This is a genomic window from Peribacillus sp. NPDC046944 (genome assembly GCF_050272735.1).
GTDB lineage: Bacteria > Bacillota > Bacilli > Bacillales > DSM-1321 > Peribacillus.
Window position 1 is genome coordinate 141029 of the sequence record NZ_JBNNML010000005.1, and the last position, 25492, is coordinate 166520.

At 37.3% G+C, this 25492-nt stretch carries 26 protein-coding genes; 2 read left to right on the forward strand and 24 right to left on the reverse strand.

The window, feature by feature from the left end:
- Positions 1 to 32: 32 nt before the first annotated feature.
- A complete protein-coding gene (locus ACQKIC_RS11155) occupies positions 33 to 164 on the reverse strand; it encodes a paeninodin family lasso peptide (protein ID WP_427591263.1) in 132 nt (43 codons plus the stop codon).
- Positions 165 to 168: 4 nt separating this feature from the next.
- A complete protein-coding gene (locus ACQKIC_RS11160) occupies positions 169 to 2127 on the reverse strand; it encodes a lasso peptide isopeptide bond-forming cyclase (RefSeq protein WP_427591262.1) in 1959 nt (652 codons plus the stop codon).
- 703 nt (positions 2128 to 2830) lie between these two features.
- On the opposite strand from ACQKIC_RS11160, the gene ACQKIC_RS11165 reads away from it, so the two are divergent.
- On the forward strand, positions 2831 to 3499 hold the full coding sequence (locus ACQKIC_RS11165; RefSeq protein WP_427591261.1) for a VTT domain-containing protein: 669 nt from the start codon (positions 2831 to 2833) through the stop codon (positions 3497 to 3499).
- Between the two features lie 74 nt (positions 3500 to 3573).
- Here the strand turns inward: ACQKIC_RS11165 and speD are convergent, their stop codons facing one another.
- The 4 genes from speD to ACQKIC_RS11185 form a co-directional block, all read right to left on the reverse strand.
- Positions 3574 to 4389: an adenosylmethionine decarboxylase gene (speD, locus tag ACQKIC_RS11170; protein ID WP_427591260.1), complete on the reverse strand. Its 816-nt coding sequence runs from the start codon at positions 4387 to 4389 to the stop codon at positions 3574 to 3576.
- 357 nt (positions 4390 to 4746) lie between these two features.
- Complete coding sequence (locus ACQKIC_RS11175; RefSeq protein ID WP_427668633.1) at positions 4747 to 6045, reverse strand: trypsin-like peptidase domain-containing protein; 1299 nt, start codon at positions 6043 to 6045, stop codon at positions 4747 to 4749.
- Positions 6046 to 6181: 136 nt separating this feature from the next.
- On the reverse strand, positions 6182 to 6859 hold the full coding sequence (locus tag ACQKIC_RS11180; RefSeq protein ID WP_402958851.1) for an oxidoreductase: 678 nt from the start codon (positions 6857 to 6859) through the stop codon (positions 6182 to 6184).
- A 60-nt stretch (positions 6860 to 6919) separates the two neighbouring features.
- Positions 6920 to 7498 carry a histidine phosphatase family protein gene (locus ACQKIC_RS11185; RefSeq protein ID WP_402958848.1) on the reverse strand — a complete coding sequence of 193 codons (579 nt, stop codon included), beginning with the start codon at positions 7496 to 7498 and terminating at the stop codon, positions 6920 to 6922.
- 314 nt (positions 7499 to 7812) lie between these two features.
- Between ACQKIC_RS11185 and ACQKIC_RS11190 the strand changes: the two genes are divergently transcribed.
- The gene (locus tag ACQKIC_RS11190; RefSeq protein ID WP_402958845.1) at positions 7813 to 8343 is read left to right on the forward strand and encodes a DUF2179 domain-containing protein; all 531 of its coding nucleotides are present in this window, start codon (positions 7813 to 7815) and stop codon (positions 8341 to 8343) included.
- Positions 8344 to 8383: 40 nt separating this feature from the next.
- On the opposite strand, the gene ACQKIC_RS11195 is transcribed toward ACQKIC_RS11190, so the two are convergent.
- The 18 genes from ACQKIC_RS11195 to ACQKIC_RS11280 form a co-directional block, all read right to left on the reverse strand.
- A complete protein-coding gene (locus tag ACQKIC_RS11195; RefSeq protein ID WP_402958839.1) occupies positions 8384 to 8662 on the reverse strand; it encodes an HNH endonuclease in 279 nt (92 codons plus the stop codon).
- A gap of 188 nt (positions 8663 to 8850) precedes the next feature.
- Positions 8851 to 9054: a hypothetical protein gene (locus tag ACQKIC_RS11200; RefSeq protein ID WP_402958837.1), complete on the reverse strand. Its 204-nt coding sequence runs from the start codon at positions 9052 to 9054 to the stop codon at positions 8851 to 8853.
- Positions 9055 to 9118: 64 nt separating this feature from the next.
- Positions 9119 to 9874, reverse strand: a complete 756-nt coding sequence (locus ACQKIC_RS11205) for an exodeoxyribonuclease III (protein WP_402873103.1) — start codon at positions 9872 to 9874, stop codon at positions 9119 to 9121.
- Between the two features lie 77 nt (positions 9875 to 9951).
- Complete coding sequence (cls, locus tag ACQKIC_RS11210; RefSeq protein ID WP_402873106.1) at positions 9952 to 11457, reverse strand: cardiolipin synthase; 1506 nt, start codon at positions 11455 to 11457, stop codon at positions 9952 to 9954.
- Between the two features lie 103 nt (positions 11458 to 11560).
- On the reverse strand, positions 11561 to 12997 hold the full coding sequence (gene glgA / locus ACQKIC_RS11215) for a glycogen synthase GlgA (protein WP_427591258.1): 1437 nt from the start codon (positions 12995 to 12997) through the stop codon (positions 11561 to 11563).
- Between the two features lie 13 nt (positions 12998 to 13010).
- Positions 13011 to 14117 (reverse strand): glucose-1-phosphate adenylyltransferase subunit GlgD, encoded by a 1107-nt coding sequence (glgD, locus tag ACQKIC_RS11220; RefSeq protein WP_402873112.1) that lies wholly within the window; start codon positions 14115 to 14117, stop codon positions 13011 to 13013.
- 16 nt (positions 14118 to 14133) lie between these two features.
- Positions 14134 to 15300, reverse strand: coding sequence for a glucose-1-phosphate adenylyltransferase (locus ACQKIC_RS11225; RefSeq protein WP_402873115.1), 1167 nt, complete (start codon positions 15298 to 15300; stop codon positions 14134 to 14136).
- Complete coding sequence (gene glgB, locus ACQKIC_RS11230; protein WP_402958830.1) at positions 15300 to 17240, reverse strand: 1,4-alpha-glucan branching protein GlgB; 1941 nt, start codon at positions 17238 to 17240, stop codon at positions 15300 to 15302. Before glgB ends, ACQKIC_RS11225 begins: the two co-directional genes overlap by 1 nt.
- A gap of 257 nt (positions 17241 to 17497) precedes the next feature.
- Positions 17498 to 18511 carry a glycoside hydrolase family 15 protein gene (locus tag ACQKIC_RS11235; protein WP_427591257.1) on the reverse strand — a complete coding sequence of 338 codons (1014 nt, stop codon included), beginning with the start codon at positions 18509 to 18511 and terminating at the stop codon, positions 17498 to 17500.
- A gap of 270 nt (positions 18512 to 18781) precedes the next feature.
- Positions 18782 to 19108 (reverse strand): AzlD domain-containing protein, encoded by a 327-nt coding sequence (locus ACQKIC_RS11240; protein WP_427591256.1) that lies wholly within the window; start codon positions 19106 to 19108, stop codon positions 18782 to 18784.
- Complete coding sequence (locus tag ACQKIC_RS11245) at positions 19099 to 19836, reverse strand: AzlC family ABC transporter permease (RefSeq protein ID WP_402988600.1); 738 nt, start codon at positions 19834 to 19836, stop codon at positions 19099 to 19101. The genes ACQKIC_RS11240 and ACQKIC_RS11245 overlap by 10 nt, the downstream gene beginning before the upstream one ends.
- A 25-nt stretch (positions 19837 to 19861) precedes the next feature.
- Positions 19862 to 20368 carry a mismatch-specific DNA-glycosylase gene (locus ACQKIC_RS11250; protein WP_427591255.1) on the reverse strand — a complete coding sequence of 169 codons (507 nt, stop codon included), beginning with the start codon at positions 20366 to 20368 and terminating at the stop codon, positions 19862 to 19864.
- A gap of 227 nt (positions 20369 to 20595) precedes the next feature.
- On the reverse strand, positions 20596 to 20817 hold the full coding sequence (locus ACQKIC_RS11255; RefSeq protein ID WP_427591254.1) for a hypothetical protein: 222 nt from the start codon (positions 20815 to 20817) through the stop codon (positions 20596 to 20598).
- A 653-nt stretch (positions 20818 to 21470) separates the two neighbouring features.
- Positions 21471 to 22085 carry an NAD(P)-binding protein gene (locus ACQKIC_RS11260; RefSeq protein ID WP_402873135.1) on the reverse strand — a complete coding sequence of 205 codons (615 nt, stop codon included), beginning with the start codon at positions 22083 to 22085 and terminating at the stop codon, positions 21471 to 21473.
- Positions 22066 to 22827, reverse strand: a complete 762-nt coding sequence (locus ACQKIC_RS11265) for a sirohydrochlorin chelatase (protein WP_427591253.1) — start codon at positions 22825 to 22827, stop codon at positions 22066 to 22068. The genes ACQKIC_RS11260 and ACQKIC_RS11265 overlap by 20 nt, the downstream gene beginning before the upstream one ends.
- Entirely contained in the window at positions 22827 to 23603 is a 777-nt protein-coding gene (gene cobA, locus ACQKIC_RS11270) for a uroporphyrinogen-III C-methyltransferase (RefSeq protein WP_402873141.1), read from the reverse strand. Before cobA ends, ACQKIC_RS11265 begins: the two co-directional genes overlap by 1 nt.
- 18 nt (positions 23604 to 23621) lie before the next feature.
- Positions 23622 to 23840, reverse strand: a complete 219-nt coding sequence (locus ACQKIC_RS11275) for a DUF3906 family protein (protein WP_427591252.1) — start codon at positions 23838 to 23840, stop codon at positions 23622 to 23624.
- Positions 23841 to 23854: 14 nt separating this feature from the next.
- Complete coding sequence (locus ACQKIC_RS11280; RefSeq protein ID WP_407406887.1) at positions 23855 to 25483, reverse strand: nitrite/sulfite reductase; 1629 nt, start codon at positions 25481 to 25483, stop codon at positions 23855 to 23857.
- Between the last annotated feature and the right edge of the window lie 9 nt (positions 25484 to 25492).

Genomic DNA, 25492 nt, shown 5'->3' on the forward strand with positions numbered 1-25492 from the left:
TATATCATGATAATTTAACTTTTACTTCTTCATTAACTAAATGTTAGTTTGCCTCTTGGTGTGTCCGAAGGAAAAGTTGCGTCTGTAAAGTCCCCATCTTTTCCTAACATAGTCATATTGACATCAAGTAGTTCCAGTTTTGGTTTTTTCCATTCTTTTTTCATATTTTCACCCCCCCTCGGGTATTTTTTTTAGAAATCGATTAATAATTAGACTACGCATTAAAAGCTTGAGATTTGGGTCAATAGCTTGTTCAGGTTTAACCCCTGACTTAACCTTTGATAATCCATCTTGAATCACTTGAGCATCGACATATTTTAAAAGGCTTTTATCTGTATTCAATTGTTCCAGTTCAGTTTTATACGTTTCCCACTGAGGAATCATTCGATGCATCCAATCTACCCCTTGTACACCGCGAATAGTTTGATTTAGTCTCACATTATCTGGTAAGTAGTTTACAGTTGATCTCCGAATTAGAGCCCTATCTAATCCATTTTGAACATATTGATGCTCTGGTAGAGACAAACAAAACCGAACTACACGTATATCATTAGAGGGATCCCTCTTCCATAATGAATAACGTAATGATAGTTTCGTAGAAAGTGTATTTCCAGCATTCCAGTTAAAGACATCATCAAAATGTCTTTTTCTCATCTGATATATATTATCTGAGGAAGACATTTGTCCTCTTTGATTGATCCCTTGTTCACTGAATTTTTTATAAATTCCAGTATTCTCCGCAAATTCAGGATTAATAAGTTGAGGGTAACTAAAACTATTCGAGCTTTTATCTGGAAATATACGATCAATCATAGGAAAACCTATTCTTGCGATTAGAGGTAAATTTCTTAATCTAGCTCCACCTGCTTTTTTGCTATATTGGTTTAGTTCTTGAAAAAGCCGAACCCATTTAACCTTTTTTAATAGAATGGAGTAATAATCTAAAGCCGAACCCCAGGAAATAGTAAAATTCCCTCTATCACCATTTAGTAATACACCCACTCCTTCCTCATTGGCTTTTTCAAACATGCCTTTTAACCAAAAGGAATTTTCGAAAAATTTATAAGGCATTTCCATTATTTCAAGAAAATCGTCAATTTCAGAAAATGAATCTTTCCCTTGAAAGTTATAATAATGATCTTTAATTCCTCCTACAAACTCTACAGTTGATTTAATATATGGTCTCTCATCTGCTACATAATATCGTGGAGTGAAATCTTCAAAATCATCTGGAGGAATGTAACTAAAGGTATGTAGTTCTTTGTTCTGTTTTCTTAATGGTTGAGCAGCAAAACTAACAACGGCTCCTGAATCGAGACCACCACTTAGTTGAGAACCTACTTTCTTATGTGTCCTTAACCGTGATGTAACCGCCTCTTGAAAGATACTTTGAAATGCCTCGATATACTCTTCATTTGATTTTAATTTAAGTAATTCAACATCTGTTAAATACGAATACCTTTTAAAAGTTATTTTATTGTTTTCTATTGAAATGGTATGAGAAGGAGGTACTTGGTTAATAGTTAAATAAGGGGTAATAGAAGAATCTACAGCATCAATCATACCAGATATCACCAAATACTCAGCCAACCATTCCTCATTCAAGTTCGTCTCCACATAAGGTAATGCAAGTAGTGGTTCTATTGTTGTTGAAAATGCTAATTTATCTTCATTCTTGAAATAATATAGAGTCCGACTTCCTGAAAAGTCTCTTGCTCCGAAAAGCTTGCGTTGTTTTTGATCCCAAATCATAAAAGCGAAATCACCCACTAAATACTTTGGTGTTTCATCTCCCCATTTATGGTAGGCTAGCAGGATTAACTGGCTATCGGTCATATATGGTCGATCCGATTTCTCTACCTGTAAGCGATTGAACAATTGATCTCGATTATCAATGATCGCATCAGCTGTTATCGCAAGTTGTCTAGCATAATCATAGAATGGCAGAGTTTCATTCACCGATTCAGGAGTGATCCACTGATTGTGGCAACCAAGGAAGATTTTTTCATCATTCCAAACTTGAATGCTATCGGCCGGGAACTTACGAAATGAATTCATTAATAGCTCTCCATGCTGGAGATCGATTGGTTCTTGATTTAAATGATAGAGTCCCGCGATTGCACTCATGTTCTCTTCCTCCCAGCGATGATTAAAAAGCTTATTAAAGTCCTTTATTAACTACCTATCATAAAAAAAGATGTAAGATTCCTTTTTCGTTCTTTATAAAGAACTTCTATATGTACAAAGTAACATCTCTCTCTATTAAATGTCAATAACTTGTAAATTGATTTGTGCAATAATTAAATTTTTCCTTCTATTTCGACATTTACTTTATTTATCATGTATATATTTGGGTATAAAATTATTTAATATGTAGTCTTACAGAGATGAATTCACCAAGAGATAATAAGAACTCAAACCATTAAATTTTTTTACAAATTCTCTTTACTTTCATTGAATAAAGAAAAAGGCCATCTTATGAATTCCTCTTGAACTTGAACAATTTATATTTAATTTGGTTATCTTCACACCTGAGATTTTGCTAACAATCACAGAATAGCAGTCTTACCGCACTCTTCTCAACAAGGTGGGACCCATCCTTGAAGTCCTATACTCCAATACAAACATTTTTCGCCCCCCATTACATTTTAATACTCAATTCATCCCCATATTCCCAGTTATAAACCATTTACTTGGCATAATATAATATGTAATATTACTAAGGGTGTAAATATGGCTTTTTCCTTTAATCCTTTCATCCGTCTCTAGACTTATTTTTATCAAACTGTATTCTAGAATTTTTTATTCTCATAAAGGAGGGTGCATTTATTTGCATAACCTTTTACATTTTACTCAATCGATCGATACGGATATGACTCAATATATCACTGTTTACGGTAAACAAATTTATGTCATTTTATTCATCATCATTTTCGCGAAGACGGCTTATATTGTTCTGACTTTCTTGCCTGGGGATGCGACTTTGTTTGCCAGCGGTACGATTGCTGCGATCGGACACTTGAGTTTCCCTACACTTTTGTTCCTTTTCTTCCTTGCAACTGTTGCGGGGGACGCCCAGAATTATTTTATCGGGAACCTGATTGGGAAATCCACGAACAAAGAAAAGAAATACTCAGTATTTAAGTACATCCCAAATAAATCTATTGAAAAGACCCATCGATTTTTAACCAGTTATGGAAAATACGCGATTATGTTCTCCCGATTCGTTCCTTTACTTAGCACAACCTTACCTTTCATTAGTGGGTTCACACGCTATTCGTTCAAACGATTTATCGGACATAATATGGTCGGAGCGATGGTCTGGACGATCACTTGGGTATGTGCGGGTTACCTACTCGGCAACCTTACATGGGTAGGTAGTCATTTATTCCTCTCATTGCTCGGCATTACTCTTATCAGCTTTATCCCTCCATTCATCGCGTTTACCATTGAATATGCGAAAAAGAAAACAGCTGCCGCAAAAGTCCTTGAAATCTGACTTTTGCCGGCAGCCGTTTTGGCTTCAATTACTATTGTAAAGTTAACAAGTTATTCTTACCCAAGGTGCTAGTCTTACTTGGGTACCGGAACATTTGCCCCGTAAAAAATTTCATCCATTTCCGTTTGAAGCCTTTCGATAATTTCATCACGTTCAGCTGGTTTTAGTTTTTCCTCTGAATAACCAAATAGATAATTGTTTAGTTCGAATCTTTTCAGTTTACATTTAGTATGAAAGATATTTTCTTGGTACACATTCACATCGATCATATCGTATAATCCCTTTACTTCATCAGGGATATAATTTTGAATGGAATTTATATCATGATCGATGAACAATTTGCGACCATTTGTATCTCTGGTAAATCCTCGAACCCGATAATCTATCGTGATGATATCGGTGTCAAAAGAATGAATCAGGTAATTAAGTGCTTTTAATGGAGAAATTTCCCCACACGTAGATACGTCAATATCAGCCCTGAATGTGCTGATTCCCTCATTGGGATGAAACTCAGGGTATGTATGAACCGTAATGTGGCTCTTATCCAATTGCATGACAACATTGTTCGGCAAAGGTCCAGGCGTTTCCTTATAGGTATCGGTGGGTACTTCTACGACGGGCCCCTCAGAAATAAGCATCGTCACGCTTGCTCCCTGTGGTATGTAATCCTGTTTGGCTGTATTCAAAACATGAGCTCCAATTAAATCCGATACATTCTTCAATATGCTAGAGAGTCTTTCCGCATTGTATTGTTCATCAATATATTCTAAGTATGCTTCACGTTCCTCTTTTGTTTTCGTATAACAAATATCATACATATTAAAACTTAATGATTTAGTAAGATTGTTGAAGCCATGAAGTTCAATTCTTTGCTCAGGTGTAAGTTTCATGAACGATTCCCCTTAATTTTTTTACCAACCATATTTATAGTTACCCATTATTTGAGAATAAAAACTTTTAATTATCGTAGAGGAGTTTACCTATATATAACTTCTAAATTAAACTAAAATAGGTAATTGGAATTAAATGTATTTTTGATCGTTGTTTATATCTTAATAACTATTTAGATTTTAAATTGATATATTCTAGCGAGGTTGTTTTTGGAATAAATATTTAAGATATTTTAATATTCTATAAAAAAGGTAGTTTTATTAATTTTTTTCTGGAAAATAGTTTTTTCAGGAAAAAATCCATCCCTGTTTAATCGGAATGGATTCTTTACAGTTATAAGTTTCAAAGCCCGTCATTTAATAGTCACTATCATCTTCATTGCCATCTTCATTACCTTCGTTATCCTCATAATTCTCGTAGTCTTCATCCTCATCTTCATAGTCATATTCTTCATCTTCGTCTTCATAACCATCTTCGTCGGAATAATCTTCGCCATCCTCAGCCAAGTCTTCGTCTTCATAGTCCGAATAATAATCTTCATCCATATCTTCACTATCATCTTTGTCTATAATTTCCTCTTCATAGTCTTCAAAGTCTTCGTACTCATCGTAGTCTTCAAAGTCTTCCTCTGATTCTGACCATTCATCTGGGATATCATAATAACTGTCTTCTTCATCATTATAATCGCCCCCCTCGAAATACCACTCACCATCTGATTCGTCTTCGTAATAATAACTGCCGGATTCATTGTAAAACAAATCGCTAATTTCCTGCTCTGAGAGTGGTTGAGCGATCCAGCCTTCGATTAACAGGAATATATCCTTTATTGGTATGCTGAACCCTACGGATTCATCCGTTATTAACCTTGCTGAATTAATGGCCACAGCCTTTCCTGTTTCCATGGAAACAAGAGGTCCACCGCTACTACCTGGAGCAATATGAGCTGACATTTGATAAATATTATCATATGAACGCTCTCCAATAAAGAAACTGCGATCCACTCCAGTTATGGTCCCAAGCGTTGCTGTATTCTCAAGGCCCAATGGACTGCCAAGTGCGACTACTTCCTGACCAATCTTGGCCACTCCTGTTTTTTCAACATCAATTGGCTTTATCCCGGCTAATTTGGGAACTCTAATAATGGCTACATCTGTATCGGTGGAATAACCGATAACCTTTCCATTATACTCTGTGCCACCTTTATCTTTAATACTTGCTTCAAGATACCCTTCCACAACATGTGCATTTGTCAAGACATCACCTTTGTCATTAATTAAAAATCCAGAACCTTGGCTGTCCCCGGCAAAAATGGTATACACTTTTTTCTGAGATTCCTCGATGATCTGCGTGACACTTTGTTTTGTATCTTCTTTCATCTTCTCAACTGGCTTTGATGCAACCACCCTTGTTACTTCTTTCTTTTTCCCCGTTTCATTTTTATCTTTTTTGGTTTCTACTACAGTAGGTATAGTGGCTGTTTTTTTATTGTCCGCTTCATCCCAATAATATTTGATGGTAAACACAAAAGTTAATGTGCTTAAAATACTTAATATAACTAAGAATGGTATTAATTTAGATTTCTTTTTCTTATTCCCACAACTAGGACAATAGCGACCATCGCTTGATAGTTTCTTACCACATGTTGAACAAAACAAAATATCACCTATTCCTCTAAGACTTTATACCTATTATATTGAAAAATAAGGAACTTGTATATCAAAATTCATAAAAATAAAAACGAGCCTCATATAATTGGCCCGCTTTCGTTTTTTTATCTTATCAATCAAACTGCTAATATAGTTCTCTCTCATTAGCAAGTTCCTCAATTTCATTGGACTGGTACACATGGTTTCCTGAATTAACGGATTTTGCCGCAATACTCATGGCAGTAGCCACCGTTTCTACATGTATGGCGCGATATGGGCGAAGAGGTCCCACTAACAAAAATTTAAAAATCGAACTCAGTTTACCGGATATCTTTTCACCGATACGGAGTTCTTTTCGTTCTCCGATTAGTAACGAAGGTCTGAAAATATGTAAAGAATTCAATTTTAATTGTTTTAGTATTTCTTCCATATCTCCCTTTACTCGACTGTAAAAGAAACTTGATTTAGAGTCAGCACCGATAGCACTTATAACTAACACATTCTCTACATTTGCCGCTTTTGCCAATTTTCCCGCCTCTACAACGTAATCATAATCAACTTTCCGAAAAGCTTCTTTAGATTTCGCTTTTTTAATCGTAGTGCCTAAACATATGAACACATCATTGACATGAAACAAATCTGCAAATTCTTTCATATTATCAAAATCGACAATATGCACTTTACAGACGGAATCTTTATATTCTAGTTCTCTTCTCGTAAATAGATGTATGGTTTGATAATCCTTACTAGTACATAACCTTTTCAATAGTTGGGTGCCTACAACCCCAGTTGCACCTAAAACTAACGCAGTTTTTTTAGTCATGATTTCCTTCTTTCTCGTATAGGCTGCTCAATAGCAACCGAACTGTTAAATTAGAAAGGATTAGGACAAGTGATTCACTTGATTATAATCGGCTATAACCCATGAATTCAGTTCAAACTTGATTGTACTCAGGCAAGCATTTGATAATCTGGTTTCAGTTGATACAATCTTTTCATTCGACATCATACGTAAAATCATATGAATGACCGCCCCATGTGCAACTAAAATTACTTTCTTATCAGGATATTCTGCTTCAATATCCTGTAGGCCTTTCATAAGGCGTTCTCGTAAACTTTCCTGGTCTTCCTGATTAGGGTATTCTTTATTAAAAAATGTGGATTCCCTCTCATCAGCTGTCATTCCTTCAGCGTCCCCAAAATTCTTTTCAATGAATTCCTCTTTAATAATAATTGGGGAATCAATTATTTCACCTATAATATTGGCTGTAGCCCTTGCTCTTTTTAGAGGACTAGTAAAAATTACATCCCACTTGTCTTTGAATAAAAACTCTCCACACTTCCTGGCCTGCCTCTTCCCATTTTCATTAAGTGGTATGTCTGTTTGTCCCTGTAACCGTCCTTCTACATTCCAATCTGTTTCTCCATGGCGTACTATACAAATCGTTGTAATAACCTTCAACCCTTTCGTTTTAGAGTGGTGAACTTTTCACAGTTTTAAATTTCCTTTGCATGCTTTTGCAAGTGAACATGAAGTCGAACAACAAGTGAAAGCGAGACACCTCTTCTTCACATGTGATAAATAGTTAGAACAATAATACCAAATTTAAGATCGATTTAGTACCTAGAACTACTACCTAAAAAAGTGATAGGATGTGCATGCCCATGTTCATGCATAATATTTCCATAGCTTTATTGGGTCCCATATGTTTAGATTATGGAAGATGTTTCATATAAAATAGTTTATGGACTTAATTAAAATGGAGAGGTGCCCAATTGAAGGAAATATTATTAATCTTATTATTACAACTTATTTATGTTCCCATCTATACATTACGTACCATATTCTTAGTCAAAAACTTAACCTCTTTGGCCTCTATTTTAGGCATAGCCGAGATGTTAGTTTATGTATTTGGACTATCCCTTGTATTTGGTGGAGACCAAAGCATATTGGCCATGGTTGTATATGCAGTTGGTTTTGGAATAGGTATCATATTCGGGACGAAAATTGAGCAAAAACTTGCTATTGGTTTTATCAATGTTACCGTTAATACACAGACGAAAAACACCCAATTGATGGACACATTAAGGAACAACGGCTTTGGTGTTACTCTCTATACAGGCGAAGGAAGGGATAGTAACCGTTATCGGATGGAAATATTAACAAAACGTAACCGAGAACAAGAATTAATTGCTACAATTGAAAAATTCGAACCTAAAGCTTTCATCATTTCTTATGAACCGAGGTATTTTAAAGGTGGATTTTTACTGGATCGTTTAAAGAATAGGGGAAGCATGAATAGATAAATAATACGAAGGCCCATCTAATTCAAGATGGGCCTTCGTATTATTTAATTTTGGACTTTCTTGTTTTTACAGATTTGCTAGCAGGTTGCTTCTTGATCCATTTTATATATTTTTTCAAAGCTTCATCATCTTTTAACAAAATAACGGTATATAATCTTATGGCTAACTCCCGGTTTGAATATAAGGCATGAATTTGCTTGTGGCACGATTTACAAAGAAAAGCGGTTGGTAACTGACTGCCTCCTTCCTCCCTGGGCGTTAGATGGTGCACAGTCAGTTCTATCTCACTTCGAGAACAAAGCTCACACGTCCCTTGCATGGTTCCACCTCATCCATTAATGGTTCAATATTTTACCTTCTTCCACAATATGAAACATCAAATGTTCCATGTGATGAATTGGACCATACTCTTGCTCTTCTTCCTCCATCCCTTGCAAATAAAGAACCATGAATTCATAACAATCATTTCTTGAAAATGAATAACAATCACTAGGATCATTGTTTTCTTCAGGATATAGAAGGATGAGATGGGAAAGGAGTCCGTCTCCATTTTTGGTCAAAAAAGACAAAGCTACCTACATCTTTTTCAAGTTCGAATAACCTTCGGAAACCACTTGCCCCTGCTTCAATAAATTCACTGGCTGTAAGCTTTTGTACTTGCATGCTATCTATATGATTTTCTTGATGGAAGCTTGCAATAAACGTTCTCATCACGTCACCCCCCGTTAAACTGGATAACGGATAGTATATTCCCATACCATCAGATTTATCCTACTTAAAAGGCCGTTTCCAAGACAATTGGACAATGATCGCTACCCATTATATTTGAATGAATGCTAGCATCTTTTAAATCTACAGCCAACCGCTCCGAAACAATAAAATAATCAATCCGCCAGCCAATATTTCTTTCTCTTACCTTGCTCATATAAGACCACCAAGAGTATGAACCTTCTTTGTTTGGATAAAAATGACGAAAAGTATCAATGAAACCCGATTCTAACAAGTTAGTCATTTTACCTCTTTCCTCCAGGGTGAAGCCGGAGTTTCCAACATTCGTTTTGGGGTTTCTTAAGTCTATCTCGGAGTATGCTACATTAAGGTCCCCACAATAAATGACTGGTTTATTCATATCCAAGGCTTTTAGATATTCTATCATTTCATCTTCCCATTCCAAACGATAGTCCAGTCTCGTTAAATCTCGTTTGGCATTAGGCGTATACACGTTTACCATATAAAATTTTTCAAATTCAAGAGTTATTATTCTTCCTTCAGGCTCTTCATCTCGGTCACCAACTCCATATTTAACCGAAATAGGTTTTTCCTTCGTGAATATCGCCGTTCCTGAATACCCTTTTTTCAAAGCATAATTCCAATATTGATAATAGCCTTCTAAATCAAGTGTGATTTGCCCTTCTTGAAGCTTTGTTTCCTGCAGACAAAAAATATCGGCATCCACATCTTTAAAGTAATCTAAAAATCCCTTTTTTACACACGCTCTTATGCCATTTACGTTCCAAGATACCAATTTCATTTTTTATTCTATTCTCCTTATATCTATCTGTTTTGACTTCCAATCCTACTATACTATGATTTCTTAATGCATGCCCATCATAGAATATTGGAAAATAGTCGGGCAAATGATTCTTTTGAACGTTCCAATAGTGTCCTATTTTTATAGGTTAATGGATCAATCCTTTCACAATCTTTTATATCTTCTTGAAAATGAGTGGCTAAATCAGCAATGGAACTATTACCCATCAAGAAGACATTTACCTCAAAGTTTAAATGAAAGCTTCGCATGTCCATATTTGCCGTACCTATCGAAGCCATGTCTCCATCCACAATGATTATTTTTTGGTGTAGGAAACCTTTTTTATAGGAGTATATTTCTACGCCAAATTGTAGAAGCTCACCAAAATAGGAGCGGCTCCCATACTGGGTTAAGAACCCGTCATTTACAGCAGGAACCATAAGACGAACTTGTATCCCTTTTAAAGCAGCATTCTTCATCGCAGCTTTAATTGCTTGATTGGGGACAAAGTATGGACTTGCTATCCAAACTGATTTGGTTGCAGTCGTTATGAGGGAAAAATAATAATCGCTCATGATTCCCTGCTGGGTATCGGGTCCACTCGCAACAACTTGGACAGCTCCATCTCCCTTTTCAAATTTATTCATTTTTGGTCGTTCTTCTAAGACATCTTCTCCACTTACATATTCCCAATCCATCAGGAATACGGTATGGAGCATATAAACAGCTTCCCCTTTAAGAACCATGTGTGTATCACGCCAAAATCCAATGTTTTTATTTTTTCCAAGATATTCTTCCCCTACATTCAGTCCGCCAACAAAACCAATCTCTCCATCTATGATGATTATTTTCCGGTGATTTCTAAAATTGAATTTTTGATTAAAAAATCCGTGCTTTAACGGTGAAAATGGAAATATCTTCACACCTGCCTCTTTCATTCTATTGATTTCTTTATTTGCTAGACTTAAGCTTCCTGCTGCATCAAAGATAAATAATACCTCTACCCCTTCCTTTGCTTTTTCAATGAGGATATCGATGATTTCCTTACCAAGCCTGTCAGAACGAAAAATATAATATTCTATATGTATAAACTTTTCCGCCTTTTTTAACTGTTGAATGATTTCTGTAAATGTTTCATTCCCATTTTTCAATACTTTCGTTTCTGAAGATGTACTGATGGTTGTTTCTGAAGCATTCTTTGCAAAATCCGCAAAAGATTGCTGATGATTATTCAGAAACGATAAATCAGGAGCTGATATGTCATTGACAAGGTTCTTCCATTCTTCTCTATCTTTTCTTCTTTTAGATTGAAATAAATATCCTTTTAGATAAAGTTGACCTGAAAACAAATAGAAAATAAATCCGAAAACAGGAAAACAAAAAAGAACATACATCCATAAAAGTGTATCATGGGCAAATCTATTTTCTAGCATAAGTGAGATCATCGTAATAAGCATAACCAAGATATATAATCCCATAAAAAATAGCTTCACATTGAAGCTAGCATAGCTAAATAAAACCATATAAACAGATGCGATTAAAATAAATAAAAACACAATTTCCATTCTTCTTCTACTTTTCATTTTTCATTCTCCTATAAATAATTTATATCTATACATACCCATGAAGTATGATAAAAGAAACAAAAACACTTACGAAAATTAATCGTAAGTGTTTTATACTGTCTTATTTTTTGATTGTTAATAAGCTTTCATATAAATCTATATATTCGGAAGATGAGGAATCCCAACTGAAATCTTCATTCATGGCATTTTCAGTCAACTGCTTCCATCTTTTTGGTTGGAATTTATACATTCCTACCGCTTGTTCAATAGTATGAAGCATATCATGAGCATTATAGTTCGTAAAACTAAAACCATTACCTTCGCCTGTAAATTGATTGTAAGGGATGACCGTATCACGAAGGCCACCAGTCTCTCTCACCATCGGCAAAGCACCATAGCGCATTGCTATGAGCTGACCGATTCCACATGGTTCGAATTGTGACGGCATCAAGAAAATATCAGAGCCCGCATAAATCCTCCTGGCCATTCCTTCATCAAAATATGTGTTGGTTGATACTTGATTAGGATATTGCTCAGCCAAATTACGGAAAGCCCATTCATATTTTTCTTCGCCCGTTCCAAGTAATACGAATTGAATGCCTTGACCCATCATTTCATGGAAGACATGCAGGATAAGGTCTATCCCTTTTTGGTCAACCAATCGTGTCACCATTGATATAACTGGAACCTCATCATTGACTGGCAAATTCAATATTTCCTGTAATTCGCGCTTGTTTTTCATTTTCCCTTCATATGTGGAAAAAGGCACGGGTAGATATTCATCTGAAGCAGGATTATAGGATTCATTATCGATCCCATTTATGATGCCTTTAAGATCCCCGTTCCGTTTACGCAGATAGCCATCCAGTTGCTCTCCATAATAGGGAGTCTGTATCTCTTCTGCATAACTTGGACTTACGGTTGTAATATAGTTAGAGAAGGCCAGACCCGCTTTAAGATAACTCACATTACCGTGAAATTCAAGACCATCCATATTGAAATACAATTCACTTAAATCCAACAATTCCGCTAGGACAGTTTTAGGGTAGACACCTTGATAGAGTAAATTATGTATGGTGAATACCGTTTTAATATTTTCATATAATGGATGTTTTTGATAATGTGCTTTCAACAAGACACTCACAAGACCTGTTTGCCAATCATGACAGTGGATGATTTCTGGGTGATCGTCTAAAAAAGGTATGGATTCTAATATGGCACGGGAAAAAAATGCAAACCTTTCACCGTCATCAAAATATCCATAACTTCCGTGTCTTTTAAAATAATATTCATTATCAAGAAAATAATATGTAATCCCATTGGCAACCAACTTTTCAATTCCACAGAATTGTTGGCGCCAGCCTACAGGGACCTCGATACTGGTCACGTGTGTCATTTCCTGTTTAATTTGAAAAGGAAGGTCTTTAAACTTTGGAAGAATTACACTTACATTGATTCCCTGTTTTTTAAGTGCTTTTGGAAGTGCGCCTATCACGTCTCCAAGTCCTCCGGTTTTTATGAAAGGAGCGCATTCTGAAGCGGCAAATAGAACATTCATAGCTGTACCTCCATTAAATAACTTCTGCTTTCTTTATTACAGTTGGTTGTTGTAGGCCAATTACTTCTTTATCCCGTGTAATTCTAACTTCTTTATCCGTTATAATATTTTCTACGACTGCCCCTTCTTCTATCTCACCTTTTTGCATGATGATGCTGTTCTTTACGACTGCCCCTTTTTTCACCTTGACTCCTCTGAATAGAATACTGTTTTCAACTGTACCTTCAATATTACACCCATTGGCAATCAATGAATTAGTAACCTTGGAGGATTGTGTGTATTTAGCCGGAGCCTCGTTTTTAATTTTTGTATAGACATCCCATGTATCCCCAAAGAAAGTCCGAATGACGGCAGGATTCAAGAAATCCATATTACTCGAATGAAAACTTTCAATAGAATGTATGAACGGCATTTCTCCAGTGAAATGATAGCCTTTAACCGTAAAACGATGAAGATTGGCTTTAACCGCATCTTTCAAGAAATCGTATTCCCCATTGGCAACACAGCTCTTAATCAAATTGACCAAAAGGCTTTTACTGATAATGAAGGTTTCTAGACAAACATGGTCTCCCGGTTGAGGTATGGTAAAAAAGCTAATGTCGGTGATGGCGCCATCCGAATTCACTGAACATTTGTGGTAGATGGGTTTTTCAATGGACTCTCCCACATAATCTTTATAGACGACAGTGATATCCGCTTTCTCTTTTTTATGGTAAGCAAGCACTTCGTTAAAGTCCAATTTACAAACATGGCATCCAGGAGATATGATGACGGTGTCGGCATCTGCCCGTTCAAAAAAGCTGAGATGGTCATAAAATTGTTTCATGTCTCCAGTGACCGTTTCATCAGGATGTATAGGTGGCAAAATGAATAATCCACCTGAACGCCGGTCTAAGTTCCATTCTTTCCCTGATCCTAAGTGGTCCATAACAGAGAGGTATTTTTCCTTTGGAAAGACAGCGACCTTTGAAACATCCGCATGGATAAAGTTCGACATTGTGAAGTCGATTAGACGGTATCGTCCGCCAAATGGCACAGATGCCACATTACGGTGAGCAGTCAATTCTTTTAAATGTTGTTTTTCATTAATTAAATTGATGATTCCTAACACATTTTCCATTGCAGCTCCCCCTTGATCAATTAAGAGTTATCTTTTTTTTATTTGAATCAGTAATGGTCTGATTTTCTCCAATTAAGGTAATGTCAGAAGTCACGGTTGAATTACCTACCACTGCTCCGTCTTCAATCACGCAATTACTTGCTATGATACTTCTTTCAATGTGGACATTATTGCCAATGGTGACATTCGGCATTATGACCGAGTCTTTTATGGTTGAGCCAAATCCAACCTTGACATTATAGGATAAGACGGAATGGTCAATGTTCCCATAAATCATGCAGCCTTCATTCACGAGCGATTGTGTGACTTCCGCTTCTCTCGAAATATATTGTGGCGGATGATTAGCATTTCGGGCGAAAATTTTCCATTGCGGGTCATCTAACTGGAAATTAGGGTTTTCTTCCAATAAGTCCATATGGGCTTGCCATAGGCTCTCAACCGTTCCAACATCCTTCCAATATTCATTAAATCGATAAGCATACAATTTCTTTCTATCTTCCAGCATCTTTGGAATGATATTGCTGCCAAAATCATTGGAAGAATTCACATCTTTTTCATCATTTATAAGATATTTTCTTAATGTTTTCCAGTTGAAAAGGTATACACCCATTGACGCCAGATTACTCTTCGGGTATTTTGGCTTTTCATCAAATTGAGTGACCCTATCACCTTCATTCGTATTCATAATGCCGAAGCGGCTTGCTTCCTGCCAAGGTACTTGAATCACTGCTATAGTTGCCTCAGCAGATTTTTCGATATGATAGTCCAGCATTTTGCTATAGTCCATTTTATAAATATGGTCGCCTGAGAGGATTAACACATGCTCAGGATCATAGTTATCGATATACTGAATATTTTGATAAACAGCATTAGCTGTACCCTTATACCATTCCCCACCCTCTTTTCCTTGATAAGGGGGAAGGACAGAAACGCCACCCACATCTAAATCCAAGTCCCATGCTTTTCCGTTTCCGACATAATCATTAAGTATCAATGGCTGATATTGAGTCAGGACCCCAACCGTATCGATACCGGAATGAGTGCAGTTACTTAATGGAAAATCTATGATTCTATATTTACCACCGAAAGGAACTGCAGGTTTTGCCAATCCAATAGTTAATTCACCTAACCTTGAGCCTTGACCTCCTGCCAATAACATCGCAATCCACTTTTTTGCTCCCATTATTCGTTCACTCTCCCAGCCCTTTTTTTTGTTTGCTTCATAAAAATTGAAACCCCTAATGGAGGAACTGTAATATTCATACTGTATCTTTGGTTATGATAAGGTTCTTTTTTAACATGAAGAGGTTCTTGATTGATTTGTCCAGACCCTCCAAAGGTAAGGTCATCACTGTTAAATACCTCCATATACTTCCCTAGAGATGGGACACCAATTTTATGCTGATAGTGTGTCTGTTCTGAAAAATTACAAACCACGATACAATAATCTCCTTTTCGCTTACCTTTTCTCATAAATGTAAGAATGCTCTGGGAACGATTATTGGGATCTATCCATTCGAAACCATCCTGTACGTGGTCCTGTCGCCATAAAGATGAATGTTCTCGATAAAATTGTTGCAGGGTTCGAAAATAAAGAGCTAACTTTGTATGGGACTCATACTCCAAAAGAAACCAATCCAACTGTTCATCATCTTTCCATTCAATAAACTGTCCAAATTCCCCGCCCATAAAGAGAAGCTTTTTTCCTGGGTGCGTCATGAAATACCCGAGGAGCAAGCGCAAATTAGCAAACTTCTGCCAATAGTCTCCCGGCATCTTATTCAATAAAGACTTCTTTCCATGAACCACATCATCATGAGAGAAAGGCAAGACGAAATTTTCTGAAAATGCATAATGAAATGAGAAGGTTAAGAGGTTATGATGACTAGGTCTATCACTTGTTTCCAATTGCATATATCGGAGGATATCATTTGACCATCCCATATTCCATTTATAATTAAAGCCTAGACCTCCTATATCAGTTGGAGAAGTAATAAGGGGTCTATCTGTTGCTTCTTCAGCCATCATTAAGGCATTAGGATACTTATCAAAAATCACTTCATTCAATTTTTGTAAGAACCGAATCGCTTCTAGGTTCTCTTCCCCGCCATATTGGTTTTTAAGTTTTACTGGCAAGGGATTATCATGATTCAAATAAATCATGGAAGAAACGGCATCCACACGTACACCATCAATATGGTATACATCCATCCAGAACATCACATTTGATATGAGAAAACTAATAACCTCTGGTTTCGTAAAATCAAAATTAAATGTTCCCCATATTGGTCGATTAGCTCGATCAAATTCAATTGGTTCATAGAGTGGAGTACCATCAAAACAGCTAAGACCATGGGAATCCTTACAAAAGTGTGCGGGAACCCAGTCTAATATGACACCTATCCCTTTTTGGTGGCAAAGGTTCACCAAGTATTTAAAATCATTTGGAGATCCAAAGCGGCTATTTACTGAATAATAACCGGTCACCTGATATCCCCATGATTTATCGAAAGGGTGTTCCATTATGGCCATCAGTTCAATATGGGTAAATCCATTATCAACCACATACTCTACTAAGCTATCAGCCAACTCTCGATAGGTATAAAACTCGGACATCGCTGTCTGTCTCCATGTACCAGGGTGCACTTCATAAATGGACATGGGTTTTTGATAAACATTTCCCTTTTTCCTATCACTCAGCCATTTCGAGTCAGCCCAATCGAAGCTATTCAAACCATGGACAATGGAGGCTGTATCTGGTCTCTTTTCAGAATAAAAAGCATAAGGATCTGCCTTTAGAAATTGCTTATTTCCCGGTGAATGTATTTCGTATTTATACAAATCACCTTCTTTTAATCCAGGTATAAATAATACCCAGATACCGGAATTATCGATACGTTCCATAAAATGATCTGTACCGTCCCAATTATTAAAGTTTCCCACTACTGAAACTTTCTTGGCATGAGGTGCCCAAACCGCAAATCTTACACCTTCTATACCTGATGATGTTAGAATATGCGCCCCAAGCATTTTATAACTTTCATAAAGCGTACCTTCATGAAATAAATATAAATCAAAGTCACTTGGATAACTATCTTCTAGTTGGCCAATCATTGTCTTCATTTATCCGCCTCCATCAACATGAACAATATAAACTCGATAGCATATTCGTATCAATAAGTACCAGTTAATATATATATTCGTTAAAAATGGCATTTATCCTTCAAACAGAGGCGATATATTGTAATAAATGCCCTTTTCGCACTACCTTTAAACATTTTAATGGAAGAATACCCAATAAATGTAATAAAGTACTTCCCCCAAAATAAATGTAAGCCCTTCCCTTGATGGGAAGAGCTTATTTTCATGCTCTAAATGACTTATTTAATTTTTTCATTCTGCATCATATTTGTTTTCTCCAAAAATAAATATGATAAAGAAACTGACCAAGCTAACGGGGTATTTCCGTTAGGGACGTCTCTTCCTCCAATATATAATTCGGGCACCTCCCAATTTAAAGGAATGATTTTTTTTGTTTTATCAATATAATCCATCGCCTTGTTCACCATACCTAGTTCAAGGTAGCAAAGTCCAATCCAAGGGAGCCCGAAGCACCATTCGGCTTCTTGCCCTTCATTATAATAAAGATCCTTCTCATAACGTATACAACCGTAAGTCCTTTCAAGACGACTCGTAACATTCTCTAAAATTTTCAGGGCAGTATTGCGATCAACTAGACGGTATGGATAAATTAATGATAAAAGGGCAAGATCGGTTTCCTTCGTATAGCTTTCTCGTGGAAGCAGGAAACGAAGAGCTTCCTCTCCCTTCTTAATTAATTCTTCCTTAACTGTCACAAGCATTTTTACGGAAGTTAAACCGGCTACACAAGCTCCAATACTTGAAGCATGTATTTCAATATTCTCTTCCCACATCCCATTATCTCCGGCCTGCCAATATTGAAGACACTCAAGATAATCGACTAACTTTTGCACAATTTCCAAGTCATGTTCATCTCGTATGACCTTTTGTCCATTCCGGTAACCTTCGCCAACCCCCCATAAAAAAGCACCAATTGAATCATTCTGGGCATGGCCCCATTCAACTGGAAGTTCTTTTAAATCAGTGGAGTACCGAGCATGAATATATTCAAAAAGATATTGAGGTTTTTTTTCGGTATGAATGTCTATTTTCCATTCATACATACGAAATATATCAAATAATGCATGATAGGCATTCATATATCGATCGGATGAATCAGTTAAAAAAGGTAACACTGTGTAAACTACATCCCTAACCCATACATAATTATAATCTTCAGAAAGACTTGCTGTATATGCCCCATTAGAAAGACGCATACGATCAAGGACTTCTAAGGCTCCATTTATATTCATTACTTAAACACCTCCGTAGCAATTTGCTTATTTCCATTATTAACAGCCATTCAATTATTAAACATTCATCCAATCTTTAAAGCGCTTACAATACGAATTCTTTTATTATAGAATATGTAAGCCCGCGCGTTTTTGATAATCAAGCTTCCTAAACCTTATAAGTTAAGATAAATCCCCACCCAATTATCACGCACCAAAAAAACCAGTGAGGCGAACCTCACTAGTTATATCGACTCATTCACTAAAAAGTTAGTACTTATTAAAACTTTTTTAAAAGAATATTCTTAATGCCATTAATGAAAGAACTCCTCCAAGTACGGTAATTAGTAAGCTTCGTGTGAAAATGGCTATTGCAAATGTAGGCAGTGCAGCAGCTAGGCTCAATAAATTTTCCCTTATAGAAAACGATTGGTCCACTAAAAAAAGTTCCTGAGCAAGTAGGGCAGCCATGACAGCAACAGGAACATGTTTCAGCCAATTGATGCCCCACTCAGGAATATGCATTTTGCTAAGTAACACTAATGGTAAGACTCTAGGGATGACAGTAACGATGGCGGCCCCTAAGATCACATAGAAAATATATGCGTTTATTTCCACCTTTCAATCACCACCCCTATGGTTGATGCTAATATTGTTGCAACGATGACACCTGTGCTTCCAGAAAAAACAAAGCTTGAAGCCACTACAATTATGATGGCACTGAGAGCTACCAAACAGTCAAGAAAATACTTTTTATGGCTTAAAATCTGCAAAACAAGAAGCCCAATAAACATTGCAGGCAATGCAAAGTCCATGCCATATTTCTCGGGATTGGGAATCCATTGCCCTAAAAAGCCCCCTGCCATGTTTGCCACGAACCAATTAAAGTAGGCGGCAACATTCAGACCTAACATCCATTTAAAATTGATGGCTCTATTTAGCTTTGCATGATTAATGGCAACGCCAAAAGTCTCATCTGTTAACAAGGCACCTGTTAGTATATTTTGCTTCGTTGTTTGATGACGGAAATATGGTGCCAATGCCGCACTTAGTAAAAGATGGCGGCTGTTGATGAAAAAGATCGTAAAAACAATGGCAGAGATCGGATGACTTGCCGCAATCATGCCTGACGCTATAAATTGACCGGATCCTGCATATAATAAGAGGGAAATAAGGGCAATTTCCACCATGCTTAAGCCCGATGTTTTTTCGACTACCCCAGCCGCAAAGCCGATACTTAGATATCCCAGTAAAGTAGGGATACAGTCCTTCACCCCTTCCCAGAAACTTTGCCCTTCATTGACATCTGTATAGATACGCTCTTCTCCCAAACTATCCTGCCTCATAAGTCTCCGCCCTTATTATGTATTTTCACTTCTTCAAAAGCTCCGGCAATTCTCGATAGATTTCAATAATATCCTCTATCCTCATCCTAACCAAACCGCTTGAAGATGGGGCTACAAATTCCATCGTTTCCTTCGACAAAGGATCTTTCTGTAAGCCCCATGGTACGTCTCGTTTCTGCCGATACTCTTGATATACTCCCTTACCGACGAAACAAACAAGCCTAGGCTTGAAAAGCTTTATCTTTGCAAGTAGTTGTTTTCTTCCCTCTTTGTATTCTTCTTTAGTGATATCGGCAGCCCCTTTTGTCGGTCTAGAAACAATATTAGTAAATCCAAAACCCAACCCTAATAAAGCGAAGTCTTCAGAAGGATCGTATTTTCTTTCGGTTAATCCAGCTTCGAAGAGAATCTTCCAGAAGCGATTATTTGGATTGGCATAATGATGTCCTGTCTGTCCTGAACGGATACTAGGATTGAAGCCAACAAACAGGATATCCAAATTTTCCGCTAGGTGATCGGGTATGCTGTACATTTTAAAACTCCTTTTATAACGTTAAGTTATCTCTTTTATATTATTGTACAAAACTGTAAAATATTTAACTACCTTTTCAGATGTTTTTATCTCGATAATAAATCCATGATGACTTAAAAAGGCAAAACTCTTTATAGATCGACCTATAAAAAAACAGCCATCCATTCAGATGACTGATTCTTTAAGAAGATTACTGGTCAATCTTGACACATAAATCATGGAATGGTTTAATCATTTTCTTTATTGTCGTGTTTGTTTTTTCGTTCCTGACACGTCTCATCTTGCTTACACTCTTTCTCCTTTTTTTTCTTGAGTGTAGCGTTGAACTTGTTATTGACTGTGAAGATATACCCGGGAATGATCTCTAATGAAAATGAATCGCCAGCCCGAAACCGTGCTAGAACTTTGCCTAGACTTGAGCCTGTTGAGTCTTTTGAAAAAATGGACATTGATGTACCCCTTTCTTATTTAGCCTCAACAATAGTATATGGATACCTTGTCTCATCCGATTGGACTTATTATAGTAAGAAAACTTCTTAAAAGGGAAGAAACTAAATTCCTCGTATAAATGAACTGATTAAATTTTAGAATGAGATTTTCATGGAATGCAAAATACAACCCTATGGTTGTTTAAGAGCCAATTCGCTTAGGCTGAATAAGTTCCTAGCTTTTTTGCTAAAGACAGTTTTGTGATAGATTCCAGCCTAAAAAGGCATGTATTTCATTTCCCCTGGAAACCATGCAATAGACCATATTCTTGTCTACAATACCAAGGTTGATAGACGAGGCCACTGAAACAGCGGTGGTTCCAATTCTGATAAGGGACGGATAACATGCTAAACTGAAGCAACTGCTGGAGTAATTCAAAACATCAATTGGAGTGAAGATGAACTTTCCCATTACCGTTCCAAGTGAACCATCTATTCATTCTTGAAAAACTGATGAAAGCTAACACGATGAACTTTCCCATGACTTCCTCCCCATTTTCCTAGATTAATACACTGACCTTACATACACCATTCATGTATAGTCAAAAGAGGCACCTTGCAATGATAAATTATCATTGCAAGGTGCCTTCCTTTTCTCTGATGAGCGCATTCTATTAATCAATTTCCACTGGCATAAGACTCACTAAAAAACGATATCTTTCCTTAACGGAATGCTTATACAACACGTCGATTGAATTTTTTAACAACCTGGATTTTTCTGTTTTTGAAAATGAACTGCTTTTTATATGCTGTCTTGCTTCGAATAGGAATTCGAGATAATCCTCATACGATTCATCATATACTTCCTGTAAATCATTACGGATCTGTTTAGCTAGCTGAGGGCTTGCCCCATTTGTGGAAACACTGATTGAAAGCTTTCCTCTATGTAAAGTTGCCGGAATGTGGAAGTTTGCCATCTCGTGATTACTGATGACATTGACGAGTTGATTTTCATGAGCATTTTTGTAGATTTCTTCATTAACCTTGGATGAGTTGGTTGCGGCAATGATTAAAAAGGCTTCTTGATAATCCGCTGCTTCCACCTCTTTACGAACAACATGAACGGCTCCTTGTTCTTGAAGTTGCTGGAACCCTTCACAAATCTCAGGACTTATCACAGTGACAATAGCTCCTGCTTTTATTAAAGGGTTAGCTTTAAAAAAGGCTATTTTACCGCCGCCGATAATGACGCACTTTTTATTTTCGAGATTAAGCGTAATCGGATACATAAGCACTCTCCCCAGATAATTCCTGAATTCTATCTGATATTGCTTGTTCAATCTTAGGATGATAGCCAAGATAAGGACAAAGGACAAATTTCTTGTCGCTGTTTCTCTGGACTTCCGATATTGCCCTTTCCATCGATTGCATTAAAAGACCAGTAAACAATAGATAAGGGATTACGAAAATTTGGTTTACGGGAGTCGAATTCGCTTTTAACAGTGCTTCTCCAAAGCTTGGTGACGCCGCTGTCAAATAACAGTCCTTCACTCTAGTGTTTGGTATCCTGTTTTGAAGTGAATTGGCTATATGGCCTAAGTCTCTTTTTACATCAGGATCACTGCTTCCCCGCCCAACCAATAAAACAAGTGAATTTTCCGTTATCTTTTCTTTTGTTTCTACCAAACGTTCCTCTAAGATATCCACCATTCTCTCACTGACCCCTATTGGCCTACCATATTTCATTTCCACATCAGGAAATTGGTTTTTCATTTTACGTAAAACCTGTGGAATATCATGTTTACCGTGCGCAGCAGTTAATAAGAGAATCGGGATCGCTTTAATTTTTGTTGCTCCCCTGTATACACAAGCTGCATATGCTTCTTCTATGGTCGGGCTTTCCAATTCCAGAAAGCAATACTCTTGAATAACATTGGGGTGTCGTTTCATACAAATTCGAATAAAATCGATAGCTTGCGCGGAAGCCTCTTTAACGCGACTACCATGACATATGTAAAGAATCGCTTCCATTAAAAGGCCTCGTTAGCCAATAACTTTTCGACTTCCCTTGGTTCGAACCAATTAATTTTCCCACTTAAGTTAACTACTTCTCCAACGACGATCATACAGGGATTTGAGATTCCTTCGTTTTGGACAGTTTTTAGTATAGTGCCTAATGTACCGATAGCCGTCTTTTGTGTATCCAATGTCCCCCAATGGATTAATGCTACAGGTGTGTCTGGGCTTTTCCCATGTTCCAAGAGTTTTCCTTGAATATACGGAAGGTTCTTAATACCCATGTATATCGCCAATGTATCGATGCCTTTAGCAAGCGATTCCCATTTGATGTTATCGTCTTCACCCTTTTTACGATGACCGGTTACAATGGCAAATGATGATGCATGGTCTCTATGGGTAACCGGAATACCTGCATAGGCCGATGCGGCTATGCCAGCTGTAATGCCCGGTACTATTTCAAAGCGTATTCCATTTTCGACAAGAGCCTCTGCTTCCTCTCCGCCTCTACCGAACACAAAGGGATCTCCGCCCTTTAATCGGGTGACCACCTTACCCTTTTTTGCATATTTGACGAGAAAACGATTGATTGTTTCTTGTTGCAAGAGATGGTAATCCGGCAGTTTTCCACAATTAATCAATTCTACGCCATCTTTGGCATGAGTCAACAACTCTTTGTTTACAAGGCGGTCATATAAAATAACATCAGCTTCCTGAATACATCTTAACCCTTTTACTGTAATTAAATCTGGATCTCCGGGACCGGCTCCTACTAGATATACTTTCCCCATTTTGCAATCCGCCTTTCCTCAGAGTACTGTTTCGAAATTCGATAAAACGAAACCTGCTCCATTTTTAATTTGTTTCTTTTCATATAATGATACGTCATTAACCATCGGCATTTTCAAAAACCGTTTTTCCAGCTCGATATCGACAAGCTGGAAAGCCATTTCATCTGAATCTGCAACAATGACGACATGACATAATTCATTCTTAATTGTAACTTCAAAGCGATAAAGATTCATCATTTTTTTACCTCTTTTTAAACAGCAATCATGCTCGCTAAGACATTATCCAGTTTATTCTGTAATTCCGACGTTCCAACCCGTTCAACAAATTCAAGAAAACTTTCCGAGGGAAGTTTTTTGTCTTTAAAATAAAGAATTAGCTCTTTCAAGACATGATAAAGTTGTCCCGCTTCCACTTTTCCTTTTAGTTTTTCATTGAATTTTCCGCCAGCATTTAATGTTCCGCCCACGTATATTTCGAAAGCCTCAACCATCTTTTTATCTTGGTTTTTCATTTTTATCCCTTGTAATCCTATATCAGCAATCGCTCGCTGGCCACAGTTATTAGGGCAGCCAACCATATGCAGCCTTACCGGTACATCTAGATCAATTTCCTTATCCAATGTTTCGGCAATGGTTTTCATCCTGTTTTTCGTTTCAACAAGTGCTAGGTTACAATATTCTATACCTGTACAGGAAACGGAGTAACCGAGAAATTTCTTGGGCTCGTATGGAAATCTTTCAAAGATTGTTTCCTGTTTTAAGGCTTCCAGATTTCCATCCGATACATTCGGAATAATCAGGTTTTGTGAATTACAATTCCTGATTTCCCCATTTCCATATCTTTTAGCTATTTCGGCGAACTCGATAACCTCTTCGGGCGTTAGTCGACCAACTGGGATATTGACACCCACATAGTTGAGTCCTTCCTGTTTTTGTTTATGTATGCCGTAAAAATAACCAGCATTCCATTCCTTCAACGCACTTTCTCCCTTGTCAGGTAGCGGCCCAGTGTATTCCAGTACTTTTTCCGTGAATTGTTCAGGGCCCCAATCAGCAACAAGAAACTTCAAACGTGAACGGTGGCGTTTTTCCCGGTATCCGAAATCACGAAAAATCGTTGTGATCGCTGCAGCCACTTCTACCGTTTTCTCAGGTAAAACGAATAAATCCAGTTCTTGTGCCAGCATAGGGACTGAGGATAGACCCCCACCAACTTTCACATGAAAGCCGACTTCTTCTTTCCCATCTATGACCTTTGTTGCCGGATTAAAGGAAACGCAATTGATTTCGGCGTTTGAAGCATTATGTATATTAGCACTGACTGACATTTTATATTTACGTGGAAGGTTCGAAAAGTCTTCATTCATTCTGAAGTATTCAAATACATCCGTAAGGACTTCCCGCGTATCGAATAACTCATCTGGATCGATTCCAGCTAGAGCGTTGCCGATAATATTCCGTGTTATGTCTCCGCAAGCACCCGCTGTTGTCAATCCTACCTGATCTAGACGATTTAATATATCAGGGACCTGCTCTATCGTCAACCAATGAAATTGTATAGCTTGCCGTGTAGTGATGTCATAGACATCGCGGCCATAATCCTTAGCAATATTTGCAAGGGTGATCTGTTGGTCGTATGTGAGAATCCCTCCTGGAATCACAACACGCATCATCCAATAACCAGCTTCTTTAGGACGTTGTAAGTAAAGACCTGCCCATTTGAACACATCCCATTCTTCTTTAGGGATGGAGTCGAATCCATTTGCCGCGTAATGAGGAATATCGTCAAAAATCTTCAAAGCATCTTTTTCCAGTTTCCGAATTTCCATTTTGTTTTTGGCAAGCGCTGGATTGTCCGCCCAAATCTTCTCGTACACCATTTCTTTTCC

Excerpts from the sequence above, each read along its gene's own strand:
- ACQKIC_RS11155 (WP_427591263.1), bottom strand. The coding sequence starts at position 164 with ATGAAAAAAGAATGGAAAAAACCAAAACTGGAACTACTTGATGTCAAT.
- ACQKIC_RS11160 (WP_427591262.1), bottom strand. The coding sequence starts at position 2,127 with ATGAGTGCAATCGCGGGACTCTATCATTTAAATCAAGAACCAATCGAT.
- speD (WP_427591260.1), bottom strand. The coding sequence starts at position 4,389 with ATGAAACTTACACCTGAGCAAAGAATTGAACTTCATGGCTTCAACAAT.
- ACQKIC_RS11180 (WP_402958851.1), bottom strand. The coding sequence starts at position 6,859 with ATGACTAAAAAAACTGCGTTAGTTTTAGGTGCAACTGGGGTTGTAGGC.
- ACQKIC_RS11195 (WP_402958839.1), bottom strand. The coding sequence starts at position 8,662 with ATGCAAGGGACGTGTGAGCTTTGTTCTCGAAGTGAGATAGAACTGACT.
- ACQKIC_RS11200 (WP_402958837.1), bottom strand. The coding sequence starts at position 9,054 with ATGAGAACGTTTATTGCAAGCTTCCATCAAGAAAATCATATAGATAGC.
- ACQKIC_RS11205 (WP_402873103.1), bottom strand. The coding sequence starts at position 9,874 with ATGAAATTGGTATCTTGGAACGTAAATGGCATAAGAGCGTGTGTAAAA.
- cls (WP_402873106.1), bottom strand. The coding sequence starts at position 11,457 with ATGAAAAGTAGAAGAAGAATGGAAATTGTGTTTTTATTTATTTTAATC.
- glgA (WP_427591258.1), bottom strand. The coding sequence starts at position 12,997 with ATGAATGTTCTATTTGCCGCTTCAGAATGCGCTCCTTTCATAAAAACC.
- glgD (WP_402873112.1), bottom strand. The coding sequence starts at position 14,117 with ATGGAAAATGTGTTAGGAATCATCAATTTAATTAATGAAAAACAACAT.
- ACQKIC_RS11225 (WP_402873115.1), bottom strand. The coding sequence starts at position 15,300 with ATGGGAGCAAAAAAGTGGATTGCGATGTTATTGGCAGGAGGTCAAGGC.
- glgB (WP_402958830.1), bottom strand. The coding sequence starts at position 17,240 with ATGAAGACAATGATTGGCCAACTAGAAGATAGTTATCCAAGTGACTTT.
- ACQKIC_RS11235 (WP_427591257.1), bottom strand. The coding sequence starts at position 18,511 with ATGAATATAAATGGAGCCTTAGAAGTCCTTGATCGTATGCGTCTTTCT.
- ACQKIC_RS11245 (WP_402988600.1), bottom strand. The coding sequence starts at position 19,836 with ATGAGGCAGGATAGTTTGGGAGAAGAGCGTATCTATACAGATGTCAAT.
- ACQKIC_RS11250 (WP_427591255.1), bottom strand. The coding sequence starts at position 20,368 with ATGTACAGCATACCCGATCACCTAGCGGAAAATTTGGATATCCTGTTT.
- ACQKIC_RS11255 (WP_427591254.1), bottom strand. The coding sequence starts at position 20,817 with ATGTCCATTTTTTCAAAAGACTCAACAGGCTCAAGTCTAGGCAAAGTT.
- ACQKIC_RS11260 (WP_402873135.1), bottom strand. The coding sequence starts at position 22,085 with ATGTATCCGATTACGCTTAATCTCGAAAATAAAAAGTGCGTCATTATC.
- ACQKIC_RS11265 (WP_427591253.1), bottom strand. The coding sequence starts at position 22,827 with ATGGAAGCGATTCTTTACATATGTCATGGTAGTCGCGTTAAAGAGGCT.
- cobA (WP_402873141.1), bottom strand. The coding sequence starts at position 23,603 with ATGGGGAAAGTATATCTAGTAGGAGCCGGTCCCGGAGATCCAGATTTA.
- ACQKIC_RS11275 (WP_427591252.1), bottom strand. The coding sequence starts at position 23,840 with ATGATGAATCTTTATCGCTTTGAAGTTACAATTAAGAATGAATTATGT.
- ACQKIC_RS11280 (WP_407406887.1), bottom strand. The coding sequence starts at position 25,483 with ATGGTGTACGAGAAGATTTGGGCGGACAATCCAGCGCTTGCCAAAAAC.